General features: G+C 64.3%; 25 protein-coding genes and 1 tRNA gene. 6 read left to right on the top strand and 20 right to left on the bottom strand.

Annotated elements, in window-relative coordinates:
- Positions 1 to 27: 27 nt before the first annotated feature.
- Together Q0O95_RS05210 and Q0O95_RS05205 are read right to left on the bottom strand one after the other, a co-directional pair.
- A complete protein-coding gene (locus tag Q0O95_RS05210; protein ID WP_293696092.1) occupies positions 28 to 1,377 on the bottom strand; it encodes a serine hydrolase in 1,350 nt (449 codons plus the stop codon).
- A gap of 1 nt (position 1,378) precedes the next feature.
- Positions 1,379 to 2,014, bottom strand: coding sequence for a TetR family transcriptional regulator (locus tag Q0O95_RS05205; RefSeq protein ID WP_293696090.1), 636 nt, complete (start codon positions 2,012 to 2,014; stop codon positions 1,379 to 1,381).
- A 159-nt stretch (positions 2,015 to 2,173) separates the two neighbouring features.
- Here Q0O95_RS05205 and Q0O95_RS05200 point away from each other — a divergent pair, with 159 nt between their 5' ends.
- The 3 genes from Q0O95_RS05200 to Q0O95_RS05190 are packed head-to-tail and all read left to right on the top strand — an operon-like array spanning position 2,174 to position 4,677.
- Positions 2,174 to 3,529, top strand: a complete 1,356-nt coding sequence (locus tag Q0O95_RS05200; protein WP_293696088.1) for a serine hydrolase — start codon at positions 2,174 to 2,176, stop codon at positions 3,527 to 3,529.
- Positions 3,526 to 4,410, top strand: coding sequence for a serine hydrolase (locus Q0O95_RS05195; protein ID WP_293696087.1), 885 nt, complete (start codon positions 3,526 to 3,528; stop codon positions 4,408 to 4,410). The genes Q0O95_RS05200 and Q0O95_RS05195 overlap by 4 nt, the downstream gene beginning before the upstream one ends.
- Before the next feature lie 27 nt (positions 4,411 to 4,437).
- The gene (locus Q0O95_RS05190) at positions 4,438 to 4,677 is read left to right on the top strand and encodes an amidohydrolase family protein (RefSeq protein WP_293696086.1); all 240 of its coding nucleotides are present in this window, start codon (positions 4,438 to 4,440) and stop codon (positions 4,675 to 4,677) included.
- A 164-nt stretch (positions 4,678 to 4,841) separates the two neighbouring features.
- On the opposite strand, the gene Q0O95_RS05185 is transcribed toward Q0O95_RS05190, so the two are convergent.
- Positions 4,842 to 6,314: an NAD-dependent succinate-semialdehyde dehydrogenase gene (locus Q0O95_RS05185; protein ID WP_293696084.1), complete on the bottom strand. Its 1,473-nt coding sequence runs from the start codon at positions 6,312 to 6,314 to the stop codon at positions 4,842 to 4,844.
- A 264-nt stretch (positions 6,315 to 6,578) separates the two neighbouring features.
- Between Q0O95_RS05185 and Q0O95_RS05180 the strand changes: the two genes are divergently transcribed.
- Positions 6,579 to 7,919 (top strand): MFS transporter, encoded by a 1,341-nt coding sequence (locus Q0O95_RS05180; RefSeq protein ID WP_293696082.1) that lies wholly within the window; start codon positions 6,579 to 6,581, stop codon positions 7,917 to 7,919.
- Positions 7,920 to 7,931: 12 nt separating this feature from the next.
- Positions 7,932 to 8,855: a carbon-nitrogen hydrolase family protein gene (locus tag Q0O95_RS05175; RefSeq protein WP_293696081.1), complete on the top strand. Its 924-nt coding sequence runs from the start codon at positions 7,932 to 7,934 to the stop codon at positions 8,853 to 8,855.
- Positions 8,856 to 8,876: 21 nt separating this feature from the next.
- On the opposite strand, the gene Q0O95_RS05170 is transcribed toward Q0O95_RS05175, so the two are convergent.
- From Q0O95_RS05170 to Q0O95_RS05130, 9 genes are all read right to left on the bottom strand, one after another.
- Complete coding sequence (locus tag Q0O95_RS05170) at positions 8,877 to 10,082, bottom strand: alpha/beta hydrolase (RefSeq protein ID WP_293696079.1); 1,206 nt, start codon at positions 10,080 to 10,082, stop codon at positions 8,877 to 8,879.
- Entirely contained in the window at positions 10,079 to 10,873 is a 795-nt protein-coding gene (locus Q0O95_RS05165; RefSeq protein WP_293696077.1) for an N-acyl homoserine lactonase family protein, read from the bottom strand. Before Q0O95_RS05165 ends, Q0O95_RS05170 begins: the two co-directional genes overlap by 4 nt.
- Before the next feature lie 42 nt (positions 10,874 to 10,915).
- The gene (locus Q0O95_RS05160; protein ID WP_293696075.1) at positions 10,916 to 11,329 is read right to left on the bottom strand and encodes a carboxymuconolactone decarboxylase family protein; all 414 of its coding nucleotides are present in this window, start codon (positions 11,327 to 11,329) and stop codon (positions 10,916 to 10,918) included.
- Entirely contained in the window at positions 11,326 to 12,225 is a 900-nt protein-coding gene (locus Q0O95_RS05155) for an NAD(P)-dependent oxidoreductase (RefSeq protein WP_293696073.1), read from the bottom strand. Before Q0O95_RS05155 ends, Q0O95_RS05160 begins: the two co-directional genes overlap by 4 nt.
- Positions 12,222 to 12,884 carry a GntR family transcriptional regulator gene (locus Q0O95_RS05150; protein WP_293696070.1) on the bottom strand — a complete coding sequence of 221 codons (663 nt, stop codon included), beginning with the start codon at positions 12,882 to 12,884 and terminating at the stop codon, positions 12,222 to 12,224. The genes Q0O95_RS05155 and Q0O95_RS05150 overlap by 4 nt, the downstream gene beginning before the upstream one ends.
- 97 nt (positions 12,885 to 12,981) lie before the next feature.
- Positions 12,982 to 13,569 (bottom strand): isochorismatase family protein, encoded by a 588-nt coding sequence (locus Q0O95_RS05145; RefSeq protein ID WP_293696067.1) that lies wholly within the window; start codon positions 13,567 to 13,569, stop codon positions 12,982 to 12,984.
- A 72-nt stretch (positions 13,570 to 13,641) separates the two neighbouring features.
- Positions 13,642 to 14,472: a MetQ/NlpA family ABC transporter substrate-binding protein gene (locus tag Q0O95_RS05140; RefSeq protein ID WP_293696065.1), complete on the bottom strand. Its 831-nt coding sequence runs from the start codon at positions 14,470 to 14,472 to the stop codon at positions 13,642 to 13,644.
- A gap of 225 nt (positions 14,473 to 14,697) precedes the next feature.
- On the bottom strand, positions 14,698 to 16,818 hold the full coding sequence (locus Q0O95_RS05135; protein ID WP_293696064.1) for an MMPL family transporter: 2,121 nt from the start codon (positions 16,816 to 16,818) through the stop codon (positions 14,698 to 14,700).
- A gap of 239 nt (positions 16,819 to 17,057) precedes the next feature.
- Positions 17,058 to 17,516 (bottom strand): VOC family protein, encoded by a 459-nt coding sequence (locus Q0O95_RS05130; protein WP_293696063.1) that lies wholly within the window; start codon positions 17,514 to 17,516, stop codon positions 17,058 to 17,060.
- 42 nt (positions 17,517 to 17,558) lie between these two features.
- Here Q0O95_RS05130 and Q0O95_RS05125 point away from each other — a divergent pair, with 42 nt between their 5' ends.
- On the top strand, positions 17,559 to 17,906 hold the full coding sequence (locus Q0O95_RS05125; protein WP_293696061.1) for a MerR family transcriptional regulator: 348 nt from the start codon (positions 17,559 to 17,561) through the stop codon (positions 17,904 to 17,906).
- A 176-nt stretch (positions 17,907 to 18,082) separates the two neighbouring features.
- Here Q0O95_RS05125 and Q0O95_RS05120 read toward each other — a convergent pair.
- The 8 genes from Q0O95_RS05120 to Q0O95_RS14080 all read right to left on the bottom strand — a co-directional run bounded on the left by Q0O95_RS05120 (position 18,083) and on the right by Q0O95_RS14080 (position 25,280).
- A tRNA-Thr gene (locus tag Q0O95_RS05120) sits at positions 18,083 to 18,155 on the bottom strand.
- Positions 18,156 to 18,217: 62 nt separating this feature from the next.
- Complete coding sequence (locus Q0O95_RS05115) at positions 18,218 to 19,807, bottom strand: alpha/beta hydrolase (RefSeq protein WP_293696058.1); 1,590 nt, start codon at positions 19,805 to 19,807, stop codon at positions 18,218 to 18,220.
- A gap of 55 nt (positions 19,808 to 19,862) precedes the next feature.
- Positions 19,863 to 21,017: a DNA polymerase III subunit delta' gene (locus Q0O95_RS05110; RefSeq protein ID WP_293696056.1), complete on the bottom strand. Its 1,155-nt coding sequence runs from the start codon at positions 21,015 to 21,017 to the stop codon at positions 19,863 to 19,865.
- Positions 21,014 to 21,637, bottom strand: a complete 624-nt coding sequence (gene tmk, locus Q0O95_RS05105) for a dTMP kinase (RefSeq protein WP_293696054.1) — start codon at positions 21,635 to 21,637, stop codon at positions 21,014 to 21,016. The genes Q0O95_RS05110 and tmk overlap by 4 nt, the downstream gene beginning before the upstream one ends.
- Before the next feature lie 5 nt (positions 21,638 to 21,642).
- Complete coding sequence (gene topA / locus Q0O95_RS05100) at positions 21,643 to 24,333, bottom strand: type I DNA topoisomerase (protein ID WP_293696051.1); 2,691 nt, start codon at positions 24,331 to 24,333, stop codon at positions 21,643 to 21,645.
- A gap of 72 nt (positions 24,334 to 24,405) precedes the next feature.
- Positions 24,406 to 24,801, bottom strand: a complete 396-nt coding sequence (locus Q0O95_RS05095) for an Rv3654c family TadE-like protein (protein ID WP_293696049.1) — start codon at positions 24,799 to 24,801, stop codon at positions 24,406 to 24,408.
- 4 nt (positions 24,802 to 24,805) lie between these two features.
- Entirely contained in the window at positions 24,806 to 25,135 is a 330-nt protein-coding gene (locus Q0O95_RS05090) for a hypothetical protein (protein ID WP_293696046.1), read from the bottom strand.
- The gene (locus Q0O95_RS14080; protein WP_366516446.1) at positions 25,119 to 25,280 is read right to left on the bottom strand and encodes a DUF4244 domain-containing protein; all 162 of its coding nucleotides are present in this window, start codon (positions 25,278 to 25,280) and stop codon (positions 25,119 to 25,121) included. The genes Q0O95_RS05090 and Q0O95_RS14080 overlap by 17 nt, the downstream gene beginning before the upstream one ends.
- Positions 25,281 to 25,377: the final 97 nt, after the last annotated feature.

The raw sequence follows: 25,377 nt of genomic DNA, 5'->3' as shown, positions 1-25,377 counted from the left end.
TGTTTGTTGTGTTGCCGGTCGGCAGGGTTAGTTCGCCCGGGGTTGGGCTCGCCCGGCGAAGTGGAGGCCATCGGTGCCGTCGTCGATCGTGAACGGCACGATCGGCATCCACTCGCCAAAAGCGTTGGTCAGGTAGGTTCCGTCAGCTGCGATCTCGAGTTCACCGGTGACGCTGTCGGTGCCGAGCGACTCAGCGGCGAGGCCGGCGATTTCGATGCTCACGGCCGGTCCGTCGGCGGAATGATCCACCTCGATGCGCATGTTTTTGCGCTCGTACACACCGAACCATGGCTGCTCGGTTACGGTGTCATCGGACGGTCGCGCGGATTCAGGCGGACGGACGCCGCTCAGTTCTCCCACGATTCCGTCGAAGAGAGGCTTCATGAGGCCGGCGATGCCGGGGCCGGTTCCGACCAGGGCGATCGCGATACCGTCCTCGGGAATCATGCGAAGGAACGCTCCTTGGCCGACGGTGCCGCCGTCGTGTCCCACTACGCGCTTCCCGCCCCACTCGGTGAGCATCCAGCCAAGACCCCAGTGTGACGCCATCGAAGGATCCCACACGACGGCCTGCGGTGTCAGCGCTTCCAAGACAGAGTCTTCGGAGAGGAGCCTGTCACCCGACCGAGAGACTCCGTCGTTGAGATAGAGACGCGCGAACTCGATGACATCGTATGCCGTGGAGATGATGCCGCCCGCTGAACCCATAGTGCGCGGTGTGGAGACGGTCGGGGCGAGTTCGAGCCCTTCAGCCGAAGGTACATGACCGTACGCCGCCCGGAACTTCAGCGCCTCTTCGGGCAGCGTGCAGGAATGGTCGAGCCCGAGTGGTGCGAAGAGTCGCTGCATGACAGCTTCGTCGAACGTCAGACCGGTGAGCTTCTCCACGAGACGTCCGGCCACGGCGAAGCCGGTGTTGCAATACGACCACGCCGCTCCCACGGGTAACACCTGCGTGAGCTCGCCAAGCGTGTCGACGTAGCGCGACAAGACGTCTTCACCTCGCCCGAGGTCGAGGAAATGGTCACCGTCGATGCCGCTCGTGTGCGTCAAGAGGTGGCGCGTCGTCACACTTCGACGCGCATCGGGGTCTGGCCATGTGAGCTCGGGCAGATACGTGACGATCGGTTCGTCTACGTCAAGGAGGCCCTCGTCGCTGAGAGCAAGGAGGATCGTCGATGTGTAGAGCTTCGTCACCGATCCAATTTGAAAGACCGAATCCGTGGTGGCCTCCACTCCCGTTGCGATGTTGAGCACGCCTGACGCGGCAGTGTGCACTTCGCCGTCAGCGAGCACGGCCAGCGAAACTCCCGGTGTCATGCCGTTCGCCGTGTGCTCATCGAGAGTTGTCTGCCATTTCTGCAGGTCGAATGCCATGTCAGGTCCCTTCGGGGGTGCGGGTCAGCCCAGCGGTGGAGGCGGAAGATGATGGTCCGACGTTGAGAAGCCGCTCGAAAGTGAGCGAGAAGAGCCTCGCGATGTCGGTGTTGAGGTCGATGGTCCACTCGATCATGAGACCGCGGATGAGACTGTTGACGATGATCGCGAAGTCTTCGGGGTCGTGATTCAGTTCGACCCCGAGCTTGATGCACTGATCAGACAGGAACTCCGCTAGTGCGGTACGGCCGGCAAGATGGAGTTCGCGTAGCCGCAGACTGAGCTCGGGGTCAGATGCTGTGGCGGCGTAGAATTCAATCTCGGCGATACTCCATTCGCGGGATCGAGCTACCTCTCCTGCGAGCCAGTTCGCAAGGGCGGCGACGCGCTCTTCGACCGTGTAGTCGCTGTCGAGGTCGTGGGTGAAGCGAGTTATCTGGCCGTCGAATCGCCTATCGATGAGAGCGATGAAGATCTCCACCTTGTTTGCGAAGTTGGAGTAGACGGCGCCGCGGGTGAACCCAGCTCGAGTGGCGATGTCGTCGATCGTGACTCGGTTGAAGCCGCGAGTGAGAAACAGTCTTTGAGCGGCGTCGAGAATCTGTGAGCGTGTCACTTTACGGGGCATCCTTGCCATGTGTTCCTCCTTCGATACAGACTGTATCGAGAGTAATCGACGGAATCAACATAAACTTTCCGCTTGATTAAAGGCTTCTATATCGACATAGTGTGATCACAATCTATTTCAATACAGACTGTATTGAAACCTTCGAAGACCGGGAGCGTAATGATGGGCATGACCAGGCTGCAGGAACTGCTGGATGAAACAGCGGCGAGCATCGGAGTACCCGGGGCCGCAGTGGCAGTTGTCCAGGACGGCGAGTCGCACGTTCTCACCACGGGTATCACGAGCGTCGACGCCCCCGTGAGCGTCGACGAGTCCACGTTGTTCATGATCGGGTCGACGACGAAGACCGTCACTGCGACGGCCGTTCTCTCGCTCGCCGAGAAGGGCGTTGTCGACCTCGATGAGCCGCTCGTTAAGGTCATGCCAGATCTTCGGCTTCGCGACACTCGCGCTCGTGAACGCCTCACCCTCCGACACCTCCTGACGCACGGAGGAGGTTTCGAGGGCGATGTCGCCGACACTGATGACTGGGGCGCCGAGGCCATCGCACGCAGCGTCGATGGTTTCGACGAGCTCGCCCAGCACGCCCCACCCGGATCGGCTTTCTCATACAGCAACTCGGGGTTCAGGCTCATGGGGCGCGTCATCGAGCTCCTCACCGGTGACCCTTACGAAATCGCGGCGCAAAAGCTCGTCCTCGATCCGCTCGGAATGACCGAGAGCTTCTTCTTGCCCTGGCAGGCGTTCTCCCGGCGGCACACCGTGGGACACACCGTAGATAACGAGGGGCGGCCGCGCGTCGCGCACACCTGGGGCCTTGGTCGGTCGGGCGCGGCTGAAGGAGGGCTCGCATCCTCCGTGACAGATCAGCTCAAGTACCTGCAATTCCACCTGACGGGCGCGAGCACGGGAACGTCGCCCGTCTCCCCGAGCATGCGCGTCGAGATGCAGCGTCACCACAAGGTCGCTGCTCCCCCGTTTGACGGAGTGGGGATGCCGTGGCTGTTAGTGGACATGTTCGGTACCACGGCGGTTACGCACGGTGGAAACATCGCAGGCATTCAGCGTTCGATGTTCACCATGCTGCCCGAGGAGGGCTTCGGTGTGACCGTACTTGCCAACTCCGGCGCGGGTGGCGCACTCGGCACGGCGGTGACGTCATGGTGCTTCGAGCACCTCCTGGGCCGCACCGCCAACCCGTCGCACGAAGCGCTGATGCTCTCCGATGCGGAGCTCGAACCGTTCGCGGGAACGTGGGACTCAGGGTCGTGGGGCATGACACTCGCGCCTGAGAACGGCTCGCTCACTGCCACGTTCTTCCTCAGCAATCCCGACCGCGACGAAGAGCGCCACCTGCCACCTCCCATGCCACTGGCGCTGTGCGCCCCTGATGAAATCATCCACCCCGGAGCTCCCGAATCACTCTTCGGGAGGTTCATACGCGATAGTGACGGAGAGGTGACGGGTCTGCTCGCTCAAGGGCGAGCGCTCCGTCGAGTCAAGCGCGGCGGGGAGACATCGTGACGATCGATGAGGAATTGCAGGAGGTTTTCGCCAGTGTGGGGGCCCGTGGCAGCATCCACGTGCGAGAACTCGGTGGCGAACTGCGAGAAGTCGGGCACGCTGACGACGAGCCGGTAGTGCTCGCGTCGGTCTTCAAGATCCCCGTTGCGATTGCTTTCGAACGTGAGGTGTCCCTCGGCCGAATTGATCCGAGCGAGCGCACGGTCGTTACTGAGCGTTTCCGTACGGGCGGGGTTGGTACGGCCGGGTTCTGCGATGACGCCGAAGTCAGCTGGCGAGATCTCGCACACCTCATGCTCACACTCAGCGATAATGCGGCGACCGACGTCATCTACCATCGCATAGGCGCCGCTGCGATCGCCGCAGTGCTCGCAGATCTCGCGCTCCGTGACACACGGATCGTTGGATGCTGTGAAGATCTTCTTGCGGGTATGGGCCATGAGCTCGGAGTCGACTGGCGCTCCGCTGAGTTCGCCGCGACGATGAGCGCTCTTCCCGCCAGCCGTTTGCGCGCTCTGGCCGCGCTCGATCCGCAGCGCACGTCCTCATCAACGGCGCAAGAGATGGCGTCGGTCGTTGCAGCGATCTGGAACGACACGGCAGCACCCCCTGCCGCATGCGCGCGCATCCGGTCAACGATGTCGCAGCAGGTGTGGCCTCACCGCCTTACGTCCGGGTTCGGCGCTGGTGTGCGCGTGGGAGCCAAGACCGGAACGCTGCCGGGTATCCGCAACGAAGTCGGGGTGGTGACCTACCCGGATGGTACCCGGTACGCGGTTGCGGTGTTCACGACTGCCGACTCGCTCGACCTGCAGCTCCCGGACGTGGATCGCTCGATCGGCCGCGCGGCACGCATCGCGATCGATCACCTGCGCACCTAGGGAGCCTGTCGAACCCGGATGTGCCGCTTGACCGAAGGCGGCGCAATCGCCGGTTCGACGCTGACACAGGACGATGCGCTGCGCAGGGCGGTACGCGCCGGAGTCCCCCTCGAGGTCGCCGTCGCCTCGCTGACGAGCACACCGGCAGCAGCACTGGGAGAAGAGGAGCTCGGCACGCTTTCCGTCGGCAGCAGCGCTGACGCGGTGCTGCTGGATGCCGACCTCACGGTCCGAGCGGTCTGGGCCGACGGCGTTCCAATAGCCTAAGCGCTGAAACCTGCACTGGAGCACGTCGCCGTGCGGATTATCCATCCGGCCTCTCGCTCAGGTGCATTTTTCAGCGCACACCGGCCGCAGAAGACGCTTGCTCAGCACTGGGCCGAGCAAGCGTCTTCTGCCTTGCGCGGGATGAGCATCCCGGGATGCGCGTCTTACGCGTGCGGGTTCGGCATGAGCGAGTACTTCATCGACAGGTACTCGAGGATGCCCTCGGCGCCGCCTTCGCGACCGATACCGGACTGCTTGACGCCACCGAACGGAGCAGCAGCGTTCGCGAGGACACCGATGTTGATGCCCATCATGCCGGTGTCGATGAGGTCGACCAGGCGGTGCTGGCGAGCGACGTCCTCTGTGTACACGTAGCTCATCAGACCGTACTCGGTTGCGTTGGCGCGTGCGATCGCCTCTTCTTCCGTCGAGAATCGCTGCACGGCGAGCACGGGGCCGAAGATCTCCTCGAGGGAGATCTCCATGTCATCTGAAACGCCGTCGAGCACCGTCGGCTGGAAGAACGAGCCGGGGCCGTCGATCTTCTTGCCGCCGGTCGTGAGGCGAGCGCCCGAATCCACGGCTGCGCCCACCAGACGCTCCATGTTGACCACGGCCTTGTCCTCGACGAGCGGGCCGATCGTGACGCCCTCTTCCGTGCCGCGACCGATCTTCAGCTCGTTGACGCGTTCCGTGACTCGCTGAACGAACTCGTCGGCGACCGACTCGTGCACGATGAAGCGGTTGGCTGCCGTGCAAGCTTCACCGATGTTACGGAACTTCGCGGCGAGGGCTCCGTCGACGGCCTTGTCCAGGTCGGCGTCCTCGAAGACGACGAACGGCGCGTTCCCGCCGAGCTCCATCGAGGTGCGGAGCACCTTTTCGGAGGCCTTCTTCATGAGATTGATTCCAACAGGGGTCGAACCCGTGAACGAGACCTTGCGAAGGCGGTCGTCCTCCATGATCGCGTCGGTCAGCGCGCCCGTCGAACGTGTCGTGATGACGTTCACGACACCCTTCGGCAGACCCGCTTCCTCCAGCACGCGGACGAACGCGAGCGTGGTCAGCGGCGTGAGCGTCGCGGGCTTGACGACCATGGTGCAACCGGCGGCGAGTGCGGGCCCGATCTTCCTGGTCGCCATCGCCAGCGGGAAGTTCCAGGGGGTGATCAGGTAGCAGGGGCCGACGGGACGGTACGAAACGAGCATCCGGCCCGTGTTCTCCGGGTTGTCGTGGTAGCGGCCGTAGACGCGCACTGCCTCTTCCGAGAACCAGCGAAGGAACTCGGCACCGTACTTGACCTCGCCGCGCGCTTCCGAAAGCGGCTTGCCCATTTCCAGCGTCATCAGCAGCGCGAAGTCTTCCGCACGCTCCATGACGAGGTCGTAGGCGCGACGCAGAATGTCGGAACGCTCGCGGGCGGATGTGCGTGCCCAGTCATCCTGAACCGCGCAGGCGGCGTCGAGCGCGCGCACGCCGTCTGCGACCGAGCCGTTCGCAATGGTGTGGATCCGCTCACCGGTCGCGGGGTCGGTGACATCGATCGTGCCGTCTTCACCGTCGACCCATTCTCCGTCGATGAACAGCTTGCCGGGGACACTCTCGAGGAGTTCCCGCTCCTTTGCTGCATTGGTCATGCGATACTCCTTCGTCTTGAAGCCTGAGCGTGCCGGATCGTTACGGCAAACGCGTGAACCCAGAATACCGCGCCGAACGGATGTCGCAACACCCGTTGACTTCGCAGCCCTTCCTGGTGATCATGACGCCGCCCGGCTCCAGAATTCGCCGATGATCCACCGAACGCGGTTGCAAATTACCGTAATACCGTATGACAATAGGATGCAAGCAGCACGTGCAGCATTCACAATTCGCACTGCTGCACCGTGGACAAAGGAGATCACATGCAGGAGCAGAACTCCCAGGAGGGCACGACACCGGCGGCGAACACCGACTACCGGCCCAGGGAACTGACGAAGGCCGACCGCCGAAAGCGCATGACAGCGATCGGCATCGGCAACTTCATGGAGTGGTTCGACTTCGCGATCTACGGCTACTTCGCCGCCATCATCGGCGCACAGTTCTTTCCGTCCGGCAACGAGACGGCCGAGATGCTCTCCTCGCTCGCGGTCTTTGCAGTGGGCTTCATCTCCCGACCGGTCGGCGCCCTGATCCTCGGCCCCATGGGCGATCGCCTCGGCCGCCGCACAGTGCTGATCATCACGGTGCTCGGAATGGGTGTCGTCACGGCCCTGATCGGCCTCACGCCGAGTTTCGCCACGATCGGGCTTGCAGCCCCGATCATCGTCGTGGTGCTCCGTCTGCTGCAGGGCATGATGGTCGGCGGTGAGTGGACGAGCGCCGCAACCTACATCGGCGAGAGCGCACCCGCGAACAGGCGAGGCTTGCACGCCAGCGTGGTGACCGCCACAGCTGGCCTCGCCTTCCTCGTGGGGACATTCTTCGCAACCGCCCTCACCGCGGTCATGGACGAGGACGCGCTCAACTCCTGGGGCTGGCGGATCCCGTTCATCGCATCGATCGCGATGGCGCTCATCGCTGTGTACATCCGACGCAAGCTCGACGACACACCCGTCTTCGAAGAGCTGAGCCGCAAACGCGAGAACAACGAGATCGAAGCGACGACCGCGGGGGTCAAGGTGCGCGCGTTCGTCCTCACCCTCGCCTTCGCCGGCATCTTCGGCGTCGGCCTCTACTACTTCGTCACCTACATGAACAACCACCTGTCCGGCCCGGTCGGCATGGATCGCTTCGACGCGCTGCTCTCGACCGGCATCGTCATGGTGATCTACGTGATCTTCAACCCGCTCGTCGGCATGGCGGCCGACAAGTGGGGACGCAGGCCGATCAACCTCCTGGGTGTCATCGGCCTCGTGATCTGGCCGATTCCGGCCTTCATGCTCATGTCGACGGCCAGCCCGGCGCTCACGGTCGTCGCGCTCATCCCGTTCGCGTTCTTCGTCGCGTGCACGGCCGTGACGAACAACATCCTGCTCGTCGAGGTGTTCCCCGCTTCCATCCGCTCCTCGGGCGCTGCGATCGGGTACAACGTCGCCTACGCGCTGCTGGCCGGGCCCGGACCACTGATCGCCACGGCGCTCGTGGCTGCCACCGGGATGCTCATCTCGCCCGCGTTCTATGTCGTCGCCGTTGCTATCGTGGCGCTTGCGGTGCTCTGGCCATTGTTGCCGGAGACGAAGGACACCGATATCTCCCACGGGTAGAGAGGAACAGGCATGCAGAAAGTAGCCGTTGTTCAGGCCGGCTCGATTCCGTTCGACGCCGATGCCGCCGTAACCAAGGCGGAGGGGCTGATCGCAGAGGCCGCCGAGCAGGGGGCCACGCTCGCGGTCTTCCCGGAGGCGTTCATCGGCGGATACCCGAAGGGCACGACGTTCGGCGCCGCAATCGGGATGCGCACCGAACCGGGGCGGGAGGAGTATCGGCGATATCGAGACGGCGCCGTAGCGCTCGACGGCCCCGAGATCGAACGACTCGCCGCCGGCGCAGCCGACCACGGAGTGTTCCTCGTCGTCGGCGTCATCGAGCGGCTCGGCGAAACGCTGTACTGCACGGCGGTCATGATCTCTCCGGAGGCCGGAGTCGTCGGGAAGCACCGCAAGCTCATGCCGACCGGTTCGGAACGACTCGTCTGGGGTTTCGCGGACGGCTCGACACTCGACACGATGGAGACCCCGGCCGGGAGGGTCGGCACGGTCATCTGCTGGGAGAACTACATGCCGCTGCTGCGGCAGACCATGTACGCGAAAGGAGTCCAGCTGTACTGTGCCCCTACGGCCGATGATCGCCCGACTTGGCAGGCCACCATGACGCACATCGCGCTCGAGGGGCGCACGTTCGTGCTCTCGGCCTGCCAGGTGCTGCATCGCGATGCGCTCCCGGATGATCATCCGGTCGAGCACGAGCCTCCCGGAGGGGACATCCTGATGCGCGGCGGCAGTGTCATCATCGACCCGACGGGACGCGTTCTCGCCGGCCCCGTGTACGACGAGGAGACGATCCTGTACGCGGACGTGGACCTCGACGTCAAGACTCGCTCGCACCTGGATTTCGATGCTGTCGGGCATTACTCGCGCCCCGATGTCTTCTCGCTCACCGTCGACGAACGTCCTCGTGAGTCGGTGCGCTTCGAGCGGTAGCGATGCACGAACCGCGCTCGGTCACGGCCGATGCGCCAGCACCCGTTCGAGGGCCGGCTGCAGGTGCGACCAGAACTCCTGCGGGTTCTCGGCGTGCGGAAAGTGACCGAGCTGCGGCATCCGCTCGAACGAGGCGTTCGGGATGCTCGCGGCGAGTTCCTCCGACCGCTCAGGCGGAACGCTCGTGTCATACACGCCCGAGAGGACGGCGATGTGCGGGCTCGAAGGCGTGAACTTCGCCGAGACCGCTGTGAAGTCCCACTGCTGATAGCCCTCGATATCGCCGATGTAGACCCCGTGGGCGCCGGAGGAGTAGCCCCACCATACCCGGTCGCGATGCTGCTGCGGCGAAGCCGGGTTCATCAGGCCGTACGTCCACTCCGGTGAGAAGAGCGTCTGGTCGACATCGGTCGCCCTCGCCGCGGGGGTTGCGCGTCCGGCGACGTCCTTCGCCGCCTGGCACGAGACGGCTCCCGCGAATCGCTCCGGATGCAGCGCGATCGCCCTGACGACCGCCGCTCCTCCCATCGAGGCGCCGACGAGAATCGGCCGTTCGAGCTCCAGCGCGTCTGCTGTCGCGATGATGAGCTCCGTGTAGAGCTCGGGAGTCAACGAGTACGCCAGCGGATCGACGCCCGCGGGCGGTACGGACTTCCCGTGCCAAGGCAGATCGAAGGCGATGAGTTCGAAGCGGTCGGCGATGTCGGTGTCGGTGATCAAACCGTGGAACTGCGTCGTGTCGGAGCCCGCCGTTGCGAGGCAGAGCAGCTGGGGACCGCATCCGGCCCGCTCGACGAACACGTCCGATGACCCCGCGCTGCTCTCGATCCGCACGTACTCGCCGCGGAGCGTCTGCCGACGCGGCCGCGAGGCGCTTGAAGCACCGGACCGGGGGCGCAGTGCCTCGACTGCGCGTCGGACCACGTGCAGGTGCCGTTCGAAGGCTCTTGCGTCGCCCTCGAGCGTCATGGTGCCGGACCGCAGTTGCGGCAGCACGTGCTGCTCTCCCGGCTCAGGGTGCGCGGAGATGAGTCGCGCCCACACGGCATCCGGCGCCGACAGCGTGAAGTCGGCCTCCTCGCTGCTCTCGACGTGGCCCTCCGCAACGCGGATGCACATCCGGTCGGTGTCGTTGACGAAGGCGAAACGGACGCTCGATCCCGCCGTCGTGCGCTGCAGTCGCGAGTCCTGCTGCAAGAGCGCGAGTGCACGTTCCGGAAAGCTCATCCGTGCCGCCCCAGGATGGCCGCGATACCCTGCAGCGGATCCCCGTATCCGGGAAACCGCTCGAGTGTCGAAGGGTCGTGGCCCGTCACGACGTGCGCCGCGTTCGTGTCGCGAATACGTTCGAGGACGCGGTACGACTCCGGAACATCCGCCATGGAGACGAAGGGCATATCGCGATCGAGCTCCTCGTAGAAGTGCGCGGCATCGCTGGCCAGCAGCACCTGCCCTTCTTCCGTTTCGACGGCGACCATCGACTGGCCGGGTGTGTGGCCTCCCACCTCGATGATCTTGACGCCATCCTCGATCTCGGTTTCACCCGAGAACTGCACGAGGCGGCCCTCTCGCTCGGCCGTCCTGAGGTCGTCGACCTCTGCCTGATCACCGAAGTGCGAAAACAGGGGCCGGGTCGCGATCCCGCTCGTCCAGAACTCGTACTCGCTCGCGGCAATGTGCAGCGTGGATGCCGGAAATCGGTCGAGGTTGCCGATGTGGTCGTAGTGCGCGTGCGTCACGACGATGGGCGGTGCCTGCTCCGGAGTGATGCCGATGCGGGAGAGCGCTTCGACCGGGTCGACCAGCACGGTTCTACCGCGCTGCTCCGCGCCGGCTCGCGAGAATCCCGTATCGATCAGGATCACGTCGCTCCCTCGCCGCAGTACCCACAAGAAGTAGTCCGTCGTGTACGGCGCATCCTCTTCGCCGTAGAACGAGAAGTTCATGTAGGCCTCGCTCTTGCGGCCCGTCCGGGTTCCGTGACGGATGATGATGACTTCCCAGCCTGAGCGCGTCATCGCAGCCCCTTTCGTCGTAGACCCCTGTCGGCAGCGGCTCGCTCAGGAGCTCCCGGCTCCTCCCTCGTGCACTTCGACGTTCGGCTCGAGCCCGTCGGCCCCCACGACTTCCCGCCACGCGTCGAACCCCGTCTGGAACGCCACGATGCCCGCCTCCGGCAGGGAGATCTCGATCGCTTCCAGGATCTCCTGCGGCGTCAGGCCCAGATCGAGCGCAACGCGGATGTGCGACTGAATGTGCCCCTTGGATGCGCGCATCACCGTCAGCGAGACGATGAAGATCAGCTCTTTCGTCTTCCGGTCGAGCGTGCGCTGATTCAGGTACGCCGCCGAGACCAGACCGTTGGTCGCCTGCAGGACATCGAAATCCTGCTTCGCCATGACCTTGTGGTAATCGAGCACGTAACCGCGCTTCCGTGCCATGTCGTCGATGTACTCCTGGGGGTCGGTAGTCATTCCTGGTCCTCTCTGTGGATTTCGATACCTGTTCGCTGCTCGTAGACTCTGGCGATTTCCGTGTGGTCCGGATGTTCGCCCAGCAGTGGCCGCCCCGCTTCCAGCGCGTCGAACGCCGCTGCGGTGACGGGGTTGAAGCCGACCCGATCTGCCATATTCAATGCGATGCGCATGTCTTTCAGCATCAGGTCGTACGCGAAGGCGGAGGCGAACGTGCCGGGAAGAATGTGATTCGGGAATTTCACCTGGGTCGCCTGGCTCATCCCGGTGGCCGAGTTGAGCACCGCGACCATCGTGCTCGGCTCGATACCGAATCTCGATGCGATCGTGACGGCCTCGGTTGCGGCAGCCATGTTCGTTGCGCTGACGAGATTGTTGAGCGCCTTCGCGGCGTGACCTGCACCCGCTGGTCCGACGTGCTGGATGGAGCTCCCCATGGTTTCCAGGTGCGGCAGAGCGGCTTGAACAGCGGCGGCGCTACCGCCTGCCATGATCGAGAGCTCCCCGGTCTGCGCCTTGGCGATGCCGCCGGAAACAGGAGCGTCGACGTAATGCACGGCAAGCTCTTTCGCCGCATCGGCAATCCTCTGCGTACTCTCGGGCTCACTGGAGCTCATATCGATAACGAGGGCACCATCCGGCAGTGCCTCGAGCAATCCGTCTTCTCCCAGCACCGTGTCTTCCACGTGTTTGCTCGTGGGGAGCATAAGTATCACCGTGGTGACGGCATTGGGAAGCGGGGCGAGCGACGCTATGGCAATTGCCTTCGAAGCTGCGGCCGCACGTTCAGCGGCGTCTGGAAACACATCGAAGACGATCGTCTCGAAACGCTCCGCGTGGAGCGCCGACATGGGAGCGCCCATGCGCCCCATTCCGAGGAAGAGTGTGCGGCTCACTGCTCCGCATCCTCTTCTGAGAGGTACGTCAGCGCGATATCCGTCGCGACCATGACGTGGACGTGCGCGAACTCGTATGCGGCAAGTTCGTCACCGTTCTCGATTGCAGAGACAACGCGATCGAGTTCGTCTTTCGTGGCCGCCGTTCGCCCCGCTGCGCTCAGCGTGACCGCACGCAACTGGCTTATCCGCGCCTGTACGCCGGCGAGCTGCTCGCCGATGATGTCGTTGCCGCTCGCGTTGATCAACGTCGCATAGAAGTCGTTCTTGATCCCGACCAGTTCTTGTATATCGAGAACAGCGGCGTCATCGATGCGGTCCCAGACAACCCGCAGCGCACGTTTCTGCTCATCACTCGCGTTCTTCGCCGCCAGCCGGGCGGCGGTCGCTTCGAGGGCGCCTCGCACTTCGTAGAGCTGCCGCGCCTCCTCGTAGGTCAGCCTTGCGACGATCGGCCCGCTGCCCGGCTGCAGCACGATCAGGCGCTCGCTCTCCAGCTGACGGAGAGTTTCGCGCACAACCGTACGGCTGACTCCGAGGTAGCCCTCGAGATCTTTCTCCTTCATGCGCGAGCCGGGCTCGAACTCCCCGCGGATAATCGCTGTGCGCATAACTTCCACCGCTTGCTCTCGCAGCGGTGCAGCACGCCGTTCCAACATGCGTCCTCCCGATTCGCTTTACAGTATTACCGTAATACGTAAAGCGGGAGATCGGTAGTCGAAGCCGTCACGCGTGACGGAATGTCCTGAAACTCGGTTAGTCGCCGATCGTGCCGACCACAACGGCGCCGGCATCCGCCATGGAGGTCAGCGCGCGAATGCGCCCCTCGTCGGATACCGCAGCGGTCAGGTCGTTGATGACGCGCACGGAAAGACCCTCCGCGATGGCATCGAGCGCGGATGCCCTGACACAGTGCTCGGTCGCGATTCCAACGATGTCGAGATGGCCGATCTCCCGGGTTGCGAGCTCCTCCGCGAGCGGGAGCCCCTCGTCGGTCTCCCCTTCGAACGCCGAGTACGCGGGCTCGCCCATCCCCTTCTTCACGTGGATGTCAATCTGGTCGGTGTCGACGGCGGCGTGATACTCGGCACCCTCAGTTCCCGCAACGCAGTGCACGGGCCAGGTGTTGACGAAGTTCGGCGCGCCGTCGACGGCGAAATGTCCACCGTTGTCGCCGTCTGCGTCATGCCAGTCTCGGCTGGCAACGACGGTCGAATAATTCGCCTGGGCGACATGTTCGGTGATGCGCGCCGCGACCGCTGCACCGCCCTCGCAGCCGAGCGCGCCTCCCTCGGTGAAGTCGTTCTGCACGTCCACGATCAAGAGTGCTGCGTTGCGAGTCATGCGTCCCAACCTACCTGTGTCACGAGTCGTCGATGCACGCCGGCCAGTCGCGCGCCCGATAGACCACCGGCGTTAGAACGAGAGCTCGATACTGTCGCTCTCCTCGATGACCCGGCGCACCTCGTCGCTCGTGAACGCATCGATGAGCGCCTGCGTCTCCTCCGACTCGGCGTCCTCCGCCCGTACGACGAGCTGCAGCGCGAAGACGTCGTCCAGCTCTGTTATCAGCCCGTCATCGTCCGGGTTCAGGCCGAGTGCACTGATGTGAGCCGGCCACTGGAACACCAGATCCGCCTCGTCGTAGGCGTTGTTCAATTGACTGATCTCCAGCTCCAGGAATTCGAACCCTCGCGGGTTCTCGGCCACGTTGGCGACGGTCGCGTCGTACGGATCGATGTCGGAGTCCAGTTCGATCAACCCTTCCTCCGCGAGCATCTTCAACGCCCGCCCCAGATTGGACGAATCGTTCGGGATGGCGATGGTCGCGCCGTCCTGCAGCTCGTCGATGGTCGCGAGCTCTTTCGAGTAGAAGGCGATCGTGAAGTTGTACACCGACTGCACGGCCACGAGTTCGGCGTCGTTCTTGTCGTTGAATTCCTCCATGAACGGTTCGTGCTGTGCGAAGTTCGCGTGAATCTCACCGTCGTTCAACAGCCTGTTGACCGTCACGTAGTCGTTGACTTCGACGACGTCGATCTCATAGCCGTCGCCAATCGCTTCCGAAGCCGCTTCGACGATGTCGATGGTCGACATAGCGACGCCGGCAACGTGCAGCGTTACCGTCTCCTCCGCGGGAGCATCCGCCGAATCACCCGCATCGTCGGGCGCGGAGGAGCAGGCCGTGACCGCGAGCGCGGTCGCCAGCAGAGCGGCGGTGAACGAGGTGCGTCGAAGACGAGACATGAGCGTTGTCCTGTTCGGTGAGAAGGATTGGGCGCGGATGAAGAACCGCATTCACAATGTTAACTAACTCAGCATAACAACCTTTCGTAGCAAATTCTTCCCGGGCGCAGCAACGCCCTTCGCTGCCGTGAAAACAGCGGTGGAGATGCGCGGTATGGCTGTTCAACAAGGAGGCTGCGGTGCTGCATCACACGATGCAGCTACCGCCACCTCCGGATGGAGCCGTTATCGCTGAACACGAGTCGGCCACCACAGTCGCGGCCCGAGTTCCAGGGCGAGCGCAGGTACGAACAGGCTGCGAACGAGCGTCGTATCGAGCAGCACACCGAAGGCAACGATGATCGCCAGCTGCACGAGGAAGAGCACTGGGATCACACCGAGCGCCGCGAACGTCGCCGCCAGCACGACCCCTGCTGACGTGATCACGCCTCCCGTTGTGATCAGCCCCTCCAGGATGCCCTTCCTGTTCCCGAGTCGCACCACCTCTTCCCGAACTCGGGTCATGAGGAAGATGTTGTAGTCGACGCCCAGGGCCACGAGGAACACGAACGCGTACAGGGGCACGGAAGGGTCCATGTCGGGGATGCCGATGATCCGGAAGGCGACGGCCGCAACGCCCAGCGCGGTCGCGAACGACACGACCGTCGTCACCGTCAACATCACCGCCGCCCAGACGGAGCGCAGGAGCACCATGAGGATGAGCGCGATGACGACGAGCACGATGGGAATGATCAGCGCCCTGTCCCGCTCCGACGCCAGGTTCGTATCGAGCGCCACCGCGGACTCCCCTCCCACGAGCACGTCGTCGTCCGCGAGCGCGTCGCGCAATTCGACGACCGTGTCCTGCGCGGCGATGGAGTCGGCTGGCTCGGTCAGCGTCACCTGCAGGAGCACGGTCGACTCGATCACGGTTGGCTCGGCCGCTGCGAGCGGGCCCTGCTCGGGAGCGGGATACGGCACGGTGCCCGCAGCCGAATCGTCACTCGTGATCGCCACCGACTCGACCTCTCCGTTGTCGAGGGCCTCCTCAGCGACGTCCTGCCAGCTAGTCTCGTCGGCGACGATGTACGTCGGCGTACCGCTCCCTGCCGGGAAGTGCTCGCCGATCATCTCCTGCCCGTCTCTCGCCTCCGACTGGCCGACCACGAACTCGCTCGACGCGACGCCGTTGGCCTGCAATTGCATGAGCCCAGCGGCTCCGCCCACCAGCAGCAGGAGCGAGACGATCCAGATGAGCCGCGGTCGTCGTTCCACGAGCTCGGCGATACGCTGCCAGACCCCGGACTTCGCCCGTTCCTCGCTGCCGTGCGAGAGTTTCATGGGCCAGAACGCGACCCGGCCGAACACCAATAGCAGTGCCGGCAGCATCGTGAGCGCTGCGAGCATGGACACCAGGATGCCGATCGTCGCGACAGGGCCGAGCTGCCGGTTCGAGGCGAGCTCGCTGAGCAGAAGGCAGATGAGCCCGGCGATCACGGTACCGCCGGATGCGACGACCGGTTCCCACGTTCGCTTCCACGCGGCTACGGTCGCCTGCCACCGCGTATCGCGTTCGCGCAACGCTTCGCGGTATCTGGCCGTGTACAGCAGTGAGTAGTCGGTCGCGGCTCCGATCACCAGAATGAACAGGATGCCCTGCGTCTGCCCGGAAATCTCGAAGACTTCGGCCGCTGCGAGCTGATACACGACGAAGACCGATCCGCAGAGCGCGGAGACGGAGGTCGAGAGCACGATCAGCGGCAGTAACGGCGATCGATACACGATGATGAGAATCACCAGCACCGCCATGATCGCCACGATGAGCAGCAGACCGTCGATCCCGGAGAACGCCTGCGCGATGTCGGCTGTGAACCCTGCCGGCCCCGTGACCGCGCCGTTTACGTCTGCGGGCAGCGCATCCTGGAGCATTTCTCTCAGCTCATCGATGACGGGATTCGTCTCCGTCGAGCCGCCTTCGGAATCCAGCACCGCGACGATCTGCACAGCGCGGCCATCGTCGCTCGGTATCGCCGGCGAAACTTCCTGCACTCGGTCGAGCGCTTCTACATCGCTCGCCAACGCATCGAACGCGGCGAGCGCGTCTTCGCTCAGCTCTTCATCGGATGCGGCGATGAGTACGGCGGGGATTTCATCCTCGCCCAGAAAATCGTCGAGCGCATCCTGCACCTGCGCGGATTCGGAGCTGGTGGGCAGGAAGCTCGCCTGGTCGTTGACGATGACACCCGACAGTTTGCCGAACGTCGGACCACCGACACCGGCAACCGCGAGCCAGCCGACGATGAGCAGCGACGGCAGCAGCACACGCAGCCATACCGGCACGCGCCCGCTCTGAGATTTCCCGGCCATTCCCACCCCTTACTATTGTCTTCCCTAGCTAAGTATTCACCCATCGAAGCTTCAGCGCGAAACTTGAGCCATCTAAGAGGTTAAGCCAATAGGGCGTTGCGTGAGGATTCGGGGTGTTTCCTGGGGTCGGGGGATCGTTTTCGCGGCAGTGGCCCGAGGCGCAACTCGACCCTCGGTCCACACCGCACACCGCAGTCAACGCCATCTATTGGCGCGACAGCCTATTGTGCACTCGCGATCTATGGATGTACGAATCCCGGCCTCTCCGCTCGCTCTTCCATACCTTCCAGTTCCTGAAAGAGCGTCACCTCGAGACCGGCCGGTGCGTGGATGCGGGAGTTCACGGACTGCCAGGGCGTCGTTCTGGGAGCCGCAATCAGGTCTGCTCCCGCATCCACCAGCTTCTCGGTCGTTCCAGCGCTGTCTTCGACCTCGAAGGCCACGCGCAGAGGGGCGCTCGGCCGGCCCTCCGCCTCGACATCATCGATCATCCTGCTCTGTTCCGGATTCGCGAGTTCCAACGTCGCAAGTCCTGCGTCGAGGATCGCAACCCGGGCATCCCCTTCGCCTTCGAACGCGACCCGCTGCTCCAGGCCGAGAACGTCTCGGTAGAAACGCAATGCCTGCTCGTAGTCTTCTGTGTGCACGACCAAGCGCAACTGCTTGACGGGCTTCTTCTGCTGGTTGTTCTGTGTCATGCTGATCACCCTAGGAGCTGACATCAGTGTGAGGGGCAAGGGATGCGAATCGGGGAACTCTCCCGCAGGAGCGGTGCGAGCGTGCGCTCCCTCCGCTACTACGAAAGCCGCGGGCTCATCAGCGCCGAACGGAGCACGAGCGGGCAACGACACTTCAGTGAGGATGCCGTCGCCAGGGTCGAAACGATCCGCCGGCTACTGACGGCAGGGCTCGGGACCGTGACCATCGCGGATGTACTGCCGTGCGTCGCCGACCCCGCCTCGCAGACGACCGTGCTCACGCAGCGCTTGATCAATGAGCGCGACAAGCTCACGGAAGACATCGAACAGCGCATCGAAACCCGTGACGCCCTCGAGCGCCTCATCCAACAGGCTCCCCAGCTGCCGTAATGCGATCAACGCGGCGTGCAGGCGTATCGAGACACTGATCGAACACGAAAAACTGACGTATGGATCAGTGTTTCGCTACGTTTAGTCGATCCATCAGTTTTTCATCAACCGGTACCCGTCGATGAGCAACACGAAAACGGAAATCCCCCACCCGGTCGACCCGGATGGGGGAACTGTGCCGCCTAACGGAATCGAACCGTTGACCTATTCATTACGAGTGAATCGCTCTGCCGACTGAGCTAAGGCGGCGTGCTCTTGGCACAGCCACCTAGCATAGCCCATTTTTGAGCTCGCCGGTTCGGCCCCGCATGTCAGCAGTTGTCGATGTCTCCCGAAGGCGCGTTTCCGTTCAGCAGATAATCGTTCACCGGCTCGTCAACGCACATATTGCCGTTGCCGTATTGCCCGTGTCCCTCGTCGGCGACGGTGATCAGGATGCCCGACTCGAGCATGTCCGCGAGCGCTACCGACTCGTCGTAGTGCGTGGCCGGGTCGTTGAGGCCGCCGATCACGATGATCGGGTCTGCTCCCGGTGCCGTGATCGGTTCGAGCGAACGGGAGCCGGCGTTGGGCCAGTCGACGCAGGAGGACAGCCCGACGAAGAACCGGCCGACCGTCGGCGCTTCGTCCTGCACGAGTTCAGCGTCGGCTCGCACCGTGTCGTAGTCGTCCTCCGGCACATTGTCGAGGCAGTTGATGCCGACGAGAGCCTCGTAGGAGTTGTCGGCGAACGTTCCGTCCGGGTTCACGCCGTAGTAGCCTTCGACAGCCGAAAGCGCCGACTCGGGCTCGCCGTCCTGCACGTCCGCGATGATCGTCTTGAGCGTCGGCCACTGGAACTCGGCATACAGGTTCGCAGCGACAGCGATGAAGAACGAACCCGAGGTCAGGTAGCGGTCGTTCGAGCCGGAGATCGGGTCGTCATCGAGTTCGTCGAACAGCTCCGTCATCTCGTCGAGCGCTTCCTGGCGGTCGTCCGCGTCGATCGGGCAGTCCGATTCGCCCATACAGACTTCGAGGAAGTTGCCCAGTGCCAGCTCGAAGCCGCGCGCCTGGAACAACGTGCTCTCGACGCCGCCCGCAGTCGGATCGGTTGCCGCGTCGAGCACGAAGCGGCCGACGTTGTCGGGGAAGAGCCCCGCGTACGTGGCGCCGAGCAGCGTGCCGTATGAAACACCGTAGTAATCGAGTTTGTCGTTGCCGAGCAGTGCGCGCATCAAGTCCATGTCGCTTGCAGCCTGTTCGGTTCCGTAGTAGCCGATCGCCTCGCCCGTGTAGGTTTCGCAGGCCTCGGCGAATTCGCGGGAGGCTTCTCTCGACTCATCCAGACCCTCGTCGGAGAGCCAGTCAAGGCCCTCGTAGTCTTCCGAGTCACCGACCGTGAAGACCCGCTCGTAGAGTGTCGAGGGGTCGTCGTAGCACGTGATCGGTGAAGAACGCGAGACGCCACGAGGGTCGAAGCCGACCAGGTTGTACTGCTCGAGGATCTCCGGGGGAACCAGGTACTCCGCGAACTGCTGCACGTAGTCGTAGCCGGACGCACCGGGACCGCCGGGGTTGTAGAGCAGATCGCCGATGGCGTTGCCGTTCTGCGCCTCGTTCACGACCATGTGCACCTCGACCGTTTTGTCGGGGTCGGGGTTGAACCAGTCCATAGGGGCGGTGATCACGGCGCAGCGCTGGCCGTCGCCGCAGTTCTGCCAGTCGACCTCCTGCGCGTAGAACGACTCGAGATCTGCGTCGACGCCATCGGTCGAGTCGAAACCGTTGTCGTCCGGGTCTACTGCGCTCTGATCCGAGACCACGGCCGGGAGAAAAATACAGCCGGACAGCGTGAGCGAAGCTGCTGCCACAACTGCGAGTGCGCTGAAAAGTCGACTGGAGCGGCGAGTCCTTGACACTGATGCACTTCCTTTCATCGAGATCAACTGTATGCGTGCCCGCTGAGGATTCACTTCAAGCAGCGAGCGCGCGGCGCTCTGCCACCGTCACAAGAGCGGCTTCGATCGCGAGCAGCACCGGCACATTGCCCTCGATACGCTCGCGGGCGGTCGACAACGCGTCGAGTACGGCAAGTGCGCCCTCTGCTCGCAGCTGTTCCGCGAACTCTGTGATGCGGTCGCGCTCGGCGTCGTTGACGAGATCATCGGGGCGTCCGATCGAGACGAGCAGGGCATCCCGGAACACGCTCAGCAGATCGACGAGCACGCGATCGACACCGTCTCGCACGCCGCGCCGCTCGCGGTCTTTCATGGACTTCCTGAACTGCGTCAGCTGCCCGCGCAACTGTCGCGGCACCGTCGCACCCGGCGTCAGCCCCAGCTGGCGGAGGAACTGCTCCTCCTGCTCCGCGAGGTGTTCTTCCCCGAGCGACTTGGCATCCTCGTTCGCGACGTCGATGAGCAGCTGCGCTGTCCGTACCGCTGCGCCGACACTCGTGATGCGGAGCACGGCATCGACGGTCTTCGCTCTGCGCTCCCGCGCCGCCGCATCCGTCGCGAGCCGCCTCGCCATGCCGATGTGGCTCTGGGCCTCCCTTGCGGCGGTGCGTGCGAGCGCGAGGTCGACGCCATCGCGACTGTGCAGCAGCTGCGCAACGTCTTCGACCGACGGCACGTGCAGGACGAGCGACCGGACCCGCGAACGGATGGTCGGCAAAAGATCCGCCTCGCTCGGCGCGCACAGAATCCACACGGTTTGATCCGGTGGCTCCTCGATTGCCTTCAGCAGCGCATTCGCGGCCTGCTCGTTCATGCGGTCTGCGTCTTCGACCACGACGACGCGATAGCGCCCCCCGCTGGGGGCGAAGTTCGCCTTGCGAGCCGCTTCGCGAGCCGCGGCCACCGTGATCGTCACGCCCTCGGTCGACAGCCGTACGAGGTCGGCGTGCGATCGTGCGGCCACCTGGCGATGCACGACGTCGTGACTGCCGTCCGGCGAGAGCAGGTCGGCGGCGAAGGCGTACGCGAGGTTCGAGCGCCCGGACCCGGGTGGGCCCGTGATGAGCCACGAGTGCGTCATCTCCCGATCCTGCGCATCCGTGACGGCAGCGGCGCGCTTGAGCATCCGGACGGCGTCATCCTGACCGACGATGTCGTCCCAGAGGTTCACGATGCGCCCAGTAACGCGACGACGCGGGCACGAATCGCGGCTTGGATCTCGTCGACATCGCCCGCCGCATCCACGACGAGGAAACGCTGCGGTTCCTGCTCGGCGAGACCGAGGTACGCATCGCGCACGCGGCGGTGGAATTCGGCACCCGCGGCCTCGAGGCGATCGAGTGCTCCGCGACCGGAGAGTCGCTGCATGCCGACCTCCGGGTCGAGGTCCAGCAGGACGGTCGCGTGCGGAACGAGACCGCGCACAGCCCACATCGACACTTCGCGAACTTCGTCCGCTGCAAGGCTCCTGCCGACACCCTGATAGGCGACCGAGGAGTCGAAGTAGCGATCCTGCAACACGACCGCGCCGCGCTCGAGGGCGGGGCGGACGACCGTCGCTACGTGGTGGGCTCGATCTGCCGCGTACAGCAGCGCCTCGGCACGCTCATCGACGTGATCCTTGCCGTGCATGACGAGCTGCCGGATTTCACGGCCGAGATCCGTGCCTCCCGGCTCCCGCGTCGCGACGACCTCCCGCCCACGACCCTCCAGCCATTCGGCGAGCAGCCGCGACTGTGTGGATTTGCCGGAGCCGTCGCCGCCCTCGAACGTGATGAACAGGCCGTTCACGGTCGTTACTTCTTCGCGGTGCCGCGCTTCGCGGGCGCTTTCTTGGCGGGGGCCTTCTTCTTCGCCGGCGCTTTCTTCTTCGCCGGGCCCTTGTCCCGCTTGATCTGCAGCAGCTCTGCGGCGCGCTCGAACGTGATGTCCTCGACGCTGTCGCCGCGTGGAATCGTCGCGTTCGTCGTCCCGTCGGTCACGTACGGGCCGAACCGGCCGTCCTTGACCTTGATCGGCTTACCGGAGACGGGGTCGTTGTCGAATTCCTTCAACGCCGCTGCTGCGCGGCGGTTGCCGTACTTCGGCTGCTTGAACTTCTCGACCGCTTCCTCGACCGTGATCGTCAGCAACTGATCTTCGGTGTCGAGCGAGCGAGTGTCTTCGCCGCGCGTCAGGAACGGCCCGTATCGGCCGGGGCGCGCACGGATCTCCTCTCCCGTTTCGGGGTCCTCGCCGACGATTCGCGGCAGCGACAGCAGTTGCAGCGCCGACTGCAGGTCGACCGACTCGGGCTCCATGGTCTTGAACAGGGATGCGCGCCGCGGCTTGGGCGCGTTCTTGCGCTTGGCCTTCACCTCGCCGGTCTCCGGGTCGACCTCGTCGGGGATCACCTCTTCCACGTACGGGCCGAACCTGCCGTTCTTCACCGCGATGTCCAGGCCCGTATCGGGGTGCTGACCGAGGACCCGGTCTTCCTGTTTCGGGGCATTGAACAGCTCCTTGGCGCGCTCGGGGGTGAGCTCGTCGGGAGCCATGTCCTCCGGAACATTCGCCCGCTTCAGCTGACCGTCTTCGTCGGTGCCTTCGAGGTAGGGGCCGTACTGACCGACGCGCAGGGTGATGCCGTCGACGAGGTCGATCGAGTTGACCGCACGCGCGTCCACGTCGCCGATGTTCTCGACCGTGCTGCGCAGACCGCTGTGATGGTCGTTGCCGAAGTAGAAGCCGCGGAGCCAGTCGACGCGATCCTGTTTCGCCTCGGCGATCTCATCGAGGTCGTCGAGCACCTTCGCCGTGAAGTCGTAGTCGACGTACTGGCCCAGGTACTCCTCGAGCAGCCGGATGGTCGAGAAGGCGATCCAGTTCGGCACGAGCGCCCCGCCGCGCAGGGTCACGAAGCCGCGACGCAGAATCGTGTCGATGATGGACGCATAGGTGGAGGGCCGACCGATCTCCAGCTCCTCGAGTGCCTTCACGAGGCTCGCCTCCGTATACCGCGGGGGCGGCGAAGTCGAGTGCTGCTTCGATTCGAGTTTTTCGGCTCCGAGCGCGTCGCCCGCTGTGACGTCCGGCAGCTTCGTGCTCTTGGGATCCTTGTCGTCGTACCGCGACTCTTCCGCCGACTCCTCGTATGCCTGCAGGAACCCGGGCTCGGTGATGACGGTGCCGCTCGCGCTGAACTGCGCGACGCCGCGGCTGGTTGCACTCGAGTCGATCGTGACGGTCGCGGTCTGCCCGGTCGCGTCGATCATCTGGCTCGCAACCGTGCGCTTCCAGATCAGTTCGTACAGCTTGAGTTCGCCGGCCGAGACCTTGCCCGCCAGCTGCTTCGGCGTCGCCCACGTGTCGCCGGCCGGGCGGATCGCCTCGTGCGCCTCCTGCGCGTTCTTCGACTTCCCGGCGTACCTGCGCGGAGTATCCGGCACGGAGCCCTTGCCGTAGAGGTCCTGTGCCTGTGCGCGCGCGGCCGTGATCGCCTGCGACGACAGCGCCGGCGAATCGGTACGCATATAGGTGATGTGGCCGTTCTCGTACAACGACTGGGCGAACGACATCGTCTGCTTTGCGGAGAAACGCAGTTTGCGGCCGGCCTCCTGCTGCAGTGTGGACGTCGTGAACGGTGCCGATGGACGCCGGCGATACGGCTTCGACTCGACGCCGGCGACTTTGAATTCGCTCGTCTCGAGCTCCTTCACGAGCTCTTCCGCCGATTCGGCGGTCAGCCGCTCGCGCACGGCCTTCAGGTGGCCGCCGTCGTCGAAGTCGCTGCCCTGGGCGATGCGCAGCCCATCGAGTTTCGCGAGGCGCGCAGGGAACACCGTGCCGGCGGATGCGAACTCTGCAGTTACAGAGGCGTAGTCAGCGGAGACGAAGGCCATCCGCTCGCGCTCGCGGTCGACGATCAGCCTGGCGGTCGGCGACTGGACTCGCCCTGCGCTCAGACCGCTGCGCACCTTGCGCCACAGCACCGGCGATACCTCGTAACCGTAGAGACGGTCGAGGATGCGCCGCGTCTCCTGGGCGTCCACGAGCGGCATGTTGATCTCGCGCGTGTTCTCCCGGGCGTGTTCGATCGCTTCCTTCGTGATCTCGTTGAAGACCATCCGGCTGACGGGAACCTTGGGCTTCAGCACCTCGAGGAGGTGCCACGCGATCGCTTCACCCTCGCGGTCTTCATCGGTTGCGAGTATGAGTTCGTCGGCGTCTTTCAGCGCACGCTTCAGCTCCGTGACGGTTTTCTTCTTGTCGGCGCCGACAACGTAGTACGGCTCGAAGCCGTTCTCGATGTCGACCGCGAACTTGCCGTACGGTCCCTTTTTCAGTTCGGCAGGCAGCTCTTTCGGGCTCACGAGATCGCGAATGTGCCCAACGGAAGCCAATACGGTGTAACCGTCGCCGAGGTACTTCTCGATCGTCTTCCCCTTCGCGGGGGACTCGACGATAACGAGTTTGTTGCCTCGGTCGGCCTGCTTCGCCTTTGCCACGTATGTTCACTGCTCCTTCAGAGGCTCGCGCGTCGAGCCAACGTTCGAGAGATCAGACTACTTGGAGCGGCATCACGGTTCGACGCGATTTTCAACCGGTTGCCCGGCCCTGCTCGTTGCCGGGACCCAGATCCCGCCCGCCCTGGTCTCGCAACCTACCGTAACCGCAGTTCCATGCACTTCGCACACTGTCAGACGCGCACCGTTGGCTTCTGCAACCTCCGCGGCCGCCCCGCACGGGTCCGCATCCGAGTACCCGGCGACGGCCGTCGCAGCCGCCAAAGCTGCCGAATCCGCCACCGCCGCTGCTCGTGCTCCTGCTGCTACAACCGCGCTTGCGACCACGATCGCGGCTGCAATGATGACCGCGGCGAACACGATCGTCAGCGCCAAGGATCCTCCCCCGCCCGCGTCGGATGCCCAGCGAGCGTTCGACGTTTCGCGGGCCCTCCCCGCAGCGGCTGTCACGACTTCACCAGCCCCTTGCGTCTGCGCAGCTTCGCGCGGACATGACCAGTGCCCCTGCAAGCACGGGGCGGGAGACGGTCGCGCACACGAGCGCACCTTCACTCGTGACGGTGAAGTCGGCCCCACGGGCGTACGACCCTGGATCGTCGCCACGCGCTGCCGCTCTCGCCGTGTGCGCAGCGGTCGACTCGAGCTCAACCTGGGTTGCTGCGGCGCCCACCGCCGCAATGCACACCGCAACGACCGCAAGCGCTGCAGGAATCGCGGTGACGAGCTCGGCGGCAATTGCACCGAGCTCGTCACCGAGCCGCGATCTGTTAGACCGTGAGCGCACGGCGCACCATGTCGGTGAGGATCTCCCGCACCTCATCGCTGCTGAGAATCACCACCAGCAGGCCGGCGAAAGCGACAGCTGCCATCGTTGCGATGACGTACTCCGCTGTCGCCGCGCCTTCGTCGTCGGCCAATCGTTTCCACATGTTGTCCCCCTTCTCTGCGGGTTTCGGCGTCTTCGCCACCGCCAAGTCTGCTGAGTCGACGCACGCACGTGGTCCGTCGTCGAGCGAGCTGTGGAGA

It is taken from the genome of uncultured Agrococcus sp. (assembly GCF_945915485.1).
Lineage (GTDB): Bacteria > Actinomycetota > Actinomycetes > Actinomycetales > Microbacteriaceae > Agrococcus.
This window is presented reverse-complemented; position numbering and strand designations above follow the sequence as displayed.

Excerpts from the sequence above, each read along its gene's own strand:
- Q0O95_RS05210 (WP_293696092.1), bottom strand. The coding sequence starts at position 1,377 with ATGGCATTCGACCTGCAGAAATGGCAGACAACTCTCGATGAGCACACG.
- Q0O95_RS05205 (WP_293696090.1), bottom strand. The coding sequence starts at position 2,014 with ATGGCAAGGATGCCCCGTAAAGTGACACGCTCACAGATTCTCGACGCC.
- Q0O95_RS05200 (WP_293696088.1), top strand. The coding sequence starts at position 2,174 with ATGACCAGGCTGCAGGAACTGCTGGATGAAACAGCGGCGAGCATCGGA.
- Q0O95_RS05185 (WP_293696084.1), bottom strand. The coding sequence starts at position 6,314 with ATGACCAATGCAGCAAAGGAGCGGGAACTCCTCGAGAGTGTCCCCGGC.
- Q0O95_RS05180 (WP_293696082.1), top strand. The coding sequence starts at position 6,579 with ATGCAGGAGCAGAACTCCCAGGAGGGCACGACACCGGCGGCGAACACC.
- Q0O95_RS05175 (WP_293696081.1), top strand. The coding sequence starts at position 7,932 with ATGCAGAAAGTAGCCGTTGTTCAGGCCGGCTCGATTCCGTTCGACGCC.
- Q0O95_RS05170 (WP_293696079.1), bottom strand. The coding sequence starts at position 10,082 with ATGAGCTTTCCGGAACGTGCACTCGCGCTCTTGCAGCAGGACTCGCGA.
- Q0O95_RS05165 (WP_293696077.1), bottom strand. The coding sequence starts at position 10,873 with ATGACGCGCTCAGGCTGGGAAGTCATCATCATCCGTCACGGAACCCGG.
- Q0O95_RS05160 (WP_293696075.1), bottom strand. The coding sequence starts at position 11,329 with ATGACTACCGACCCCCAGGAGTACATCGACGACATGGCACGGAAGCGC.
- Q0O95_RS05150 (WP_293696070.1), bottom strand. The coding sequence starts at position 12,884 with ATGTTGGAACGGCGTGCTGCACCGCTGCGAGAGCAAGCGGTGGAAGTT.
- Q0O95_RS05145 (WP_293696067.1), bottom strand. The coding sequence starts at position 13,569 with ATGACTCGCAACGCAGCACTCTTGATCGTGGACGTGCAGAACGACTTC.
- Q0O95_RS05140 (WP_293696065.1), bottom strand. The coding sequence starts at position 14,472 with ATGTCTCGTCTTCGACGCACCTCGTTCACCGCCGCTCTGCTGGCGACC.
- Q0O95_RS05135 (WP_293696064.1), bottom strand. The coding sequence starts at position 16,818 with ATGGCCGGGAAATCTCAGAGCGGGCGCGTGCCGGTATGGCTGCGTGTG.
- Q0O95_RS05130 (WP_293696063.1), bottom strand. The coding sequence starts at position 17,516 with ATGACACAGAACAACCAGCAGAAGAAGCCCGTCAAGCAGTTGCGCTTG.
- Q0O95_RS05125 (WP_293696061.1), top strand. The coding sequence starts at position 17,559 with ATGCGAATCGGGGAACTCTCCCGCAGGAGCGGTGCGAGCGTGCGCTCC.
- Q0O95_RS14080 (WP_366516446.1), bottom strand. The coding sequence starts at position 25,280 with ATGTGGAAACGATTGGCCGACGACGAAGGCGCGGCGACAGCGGAGTAC.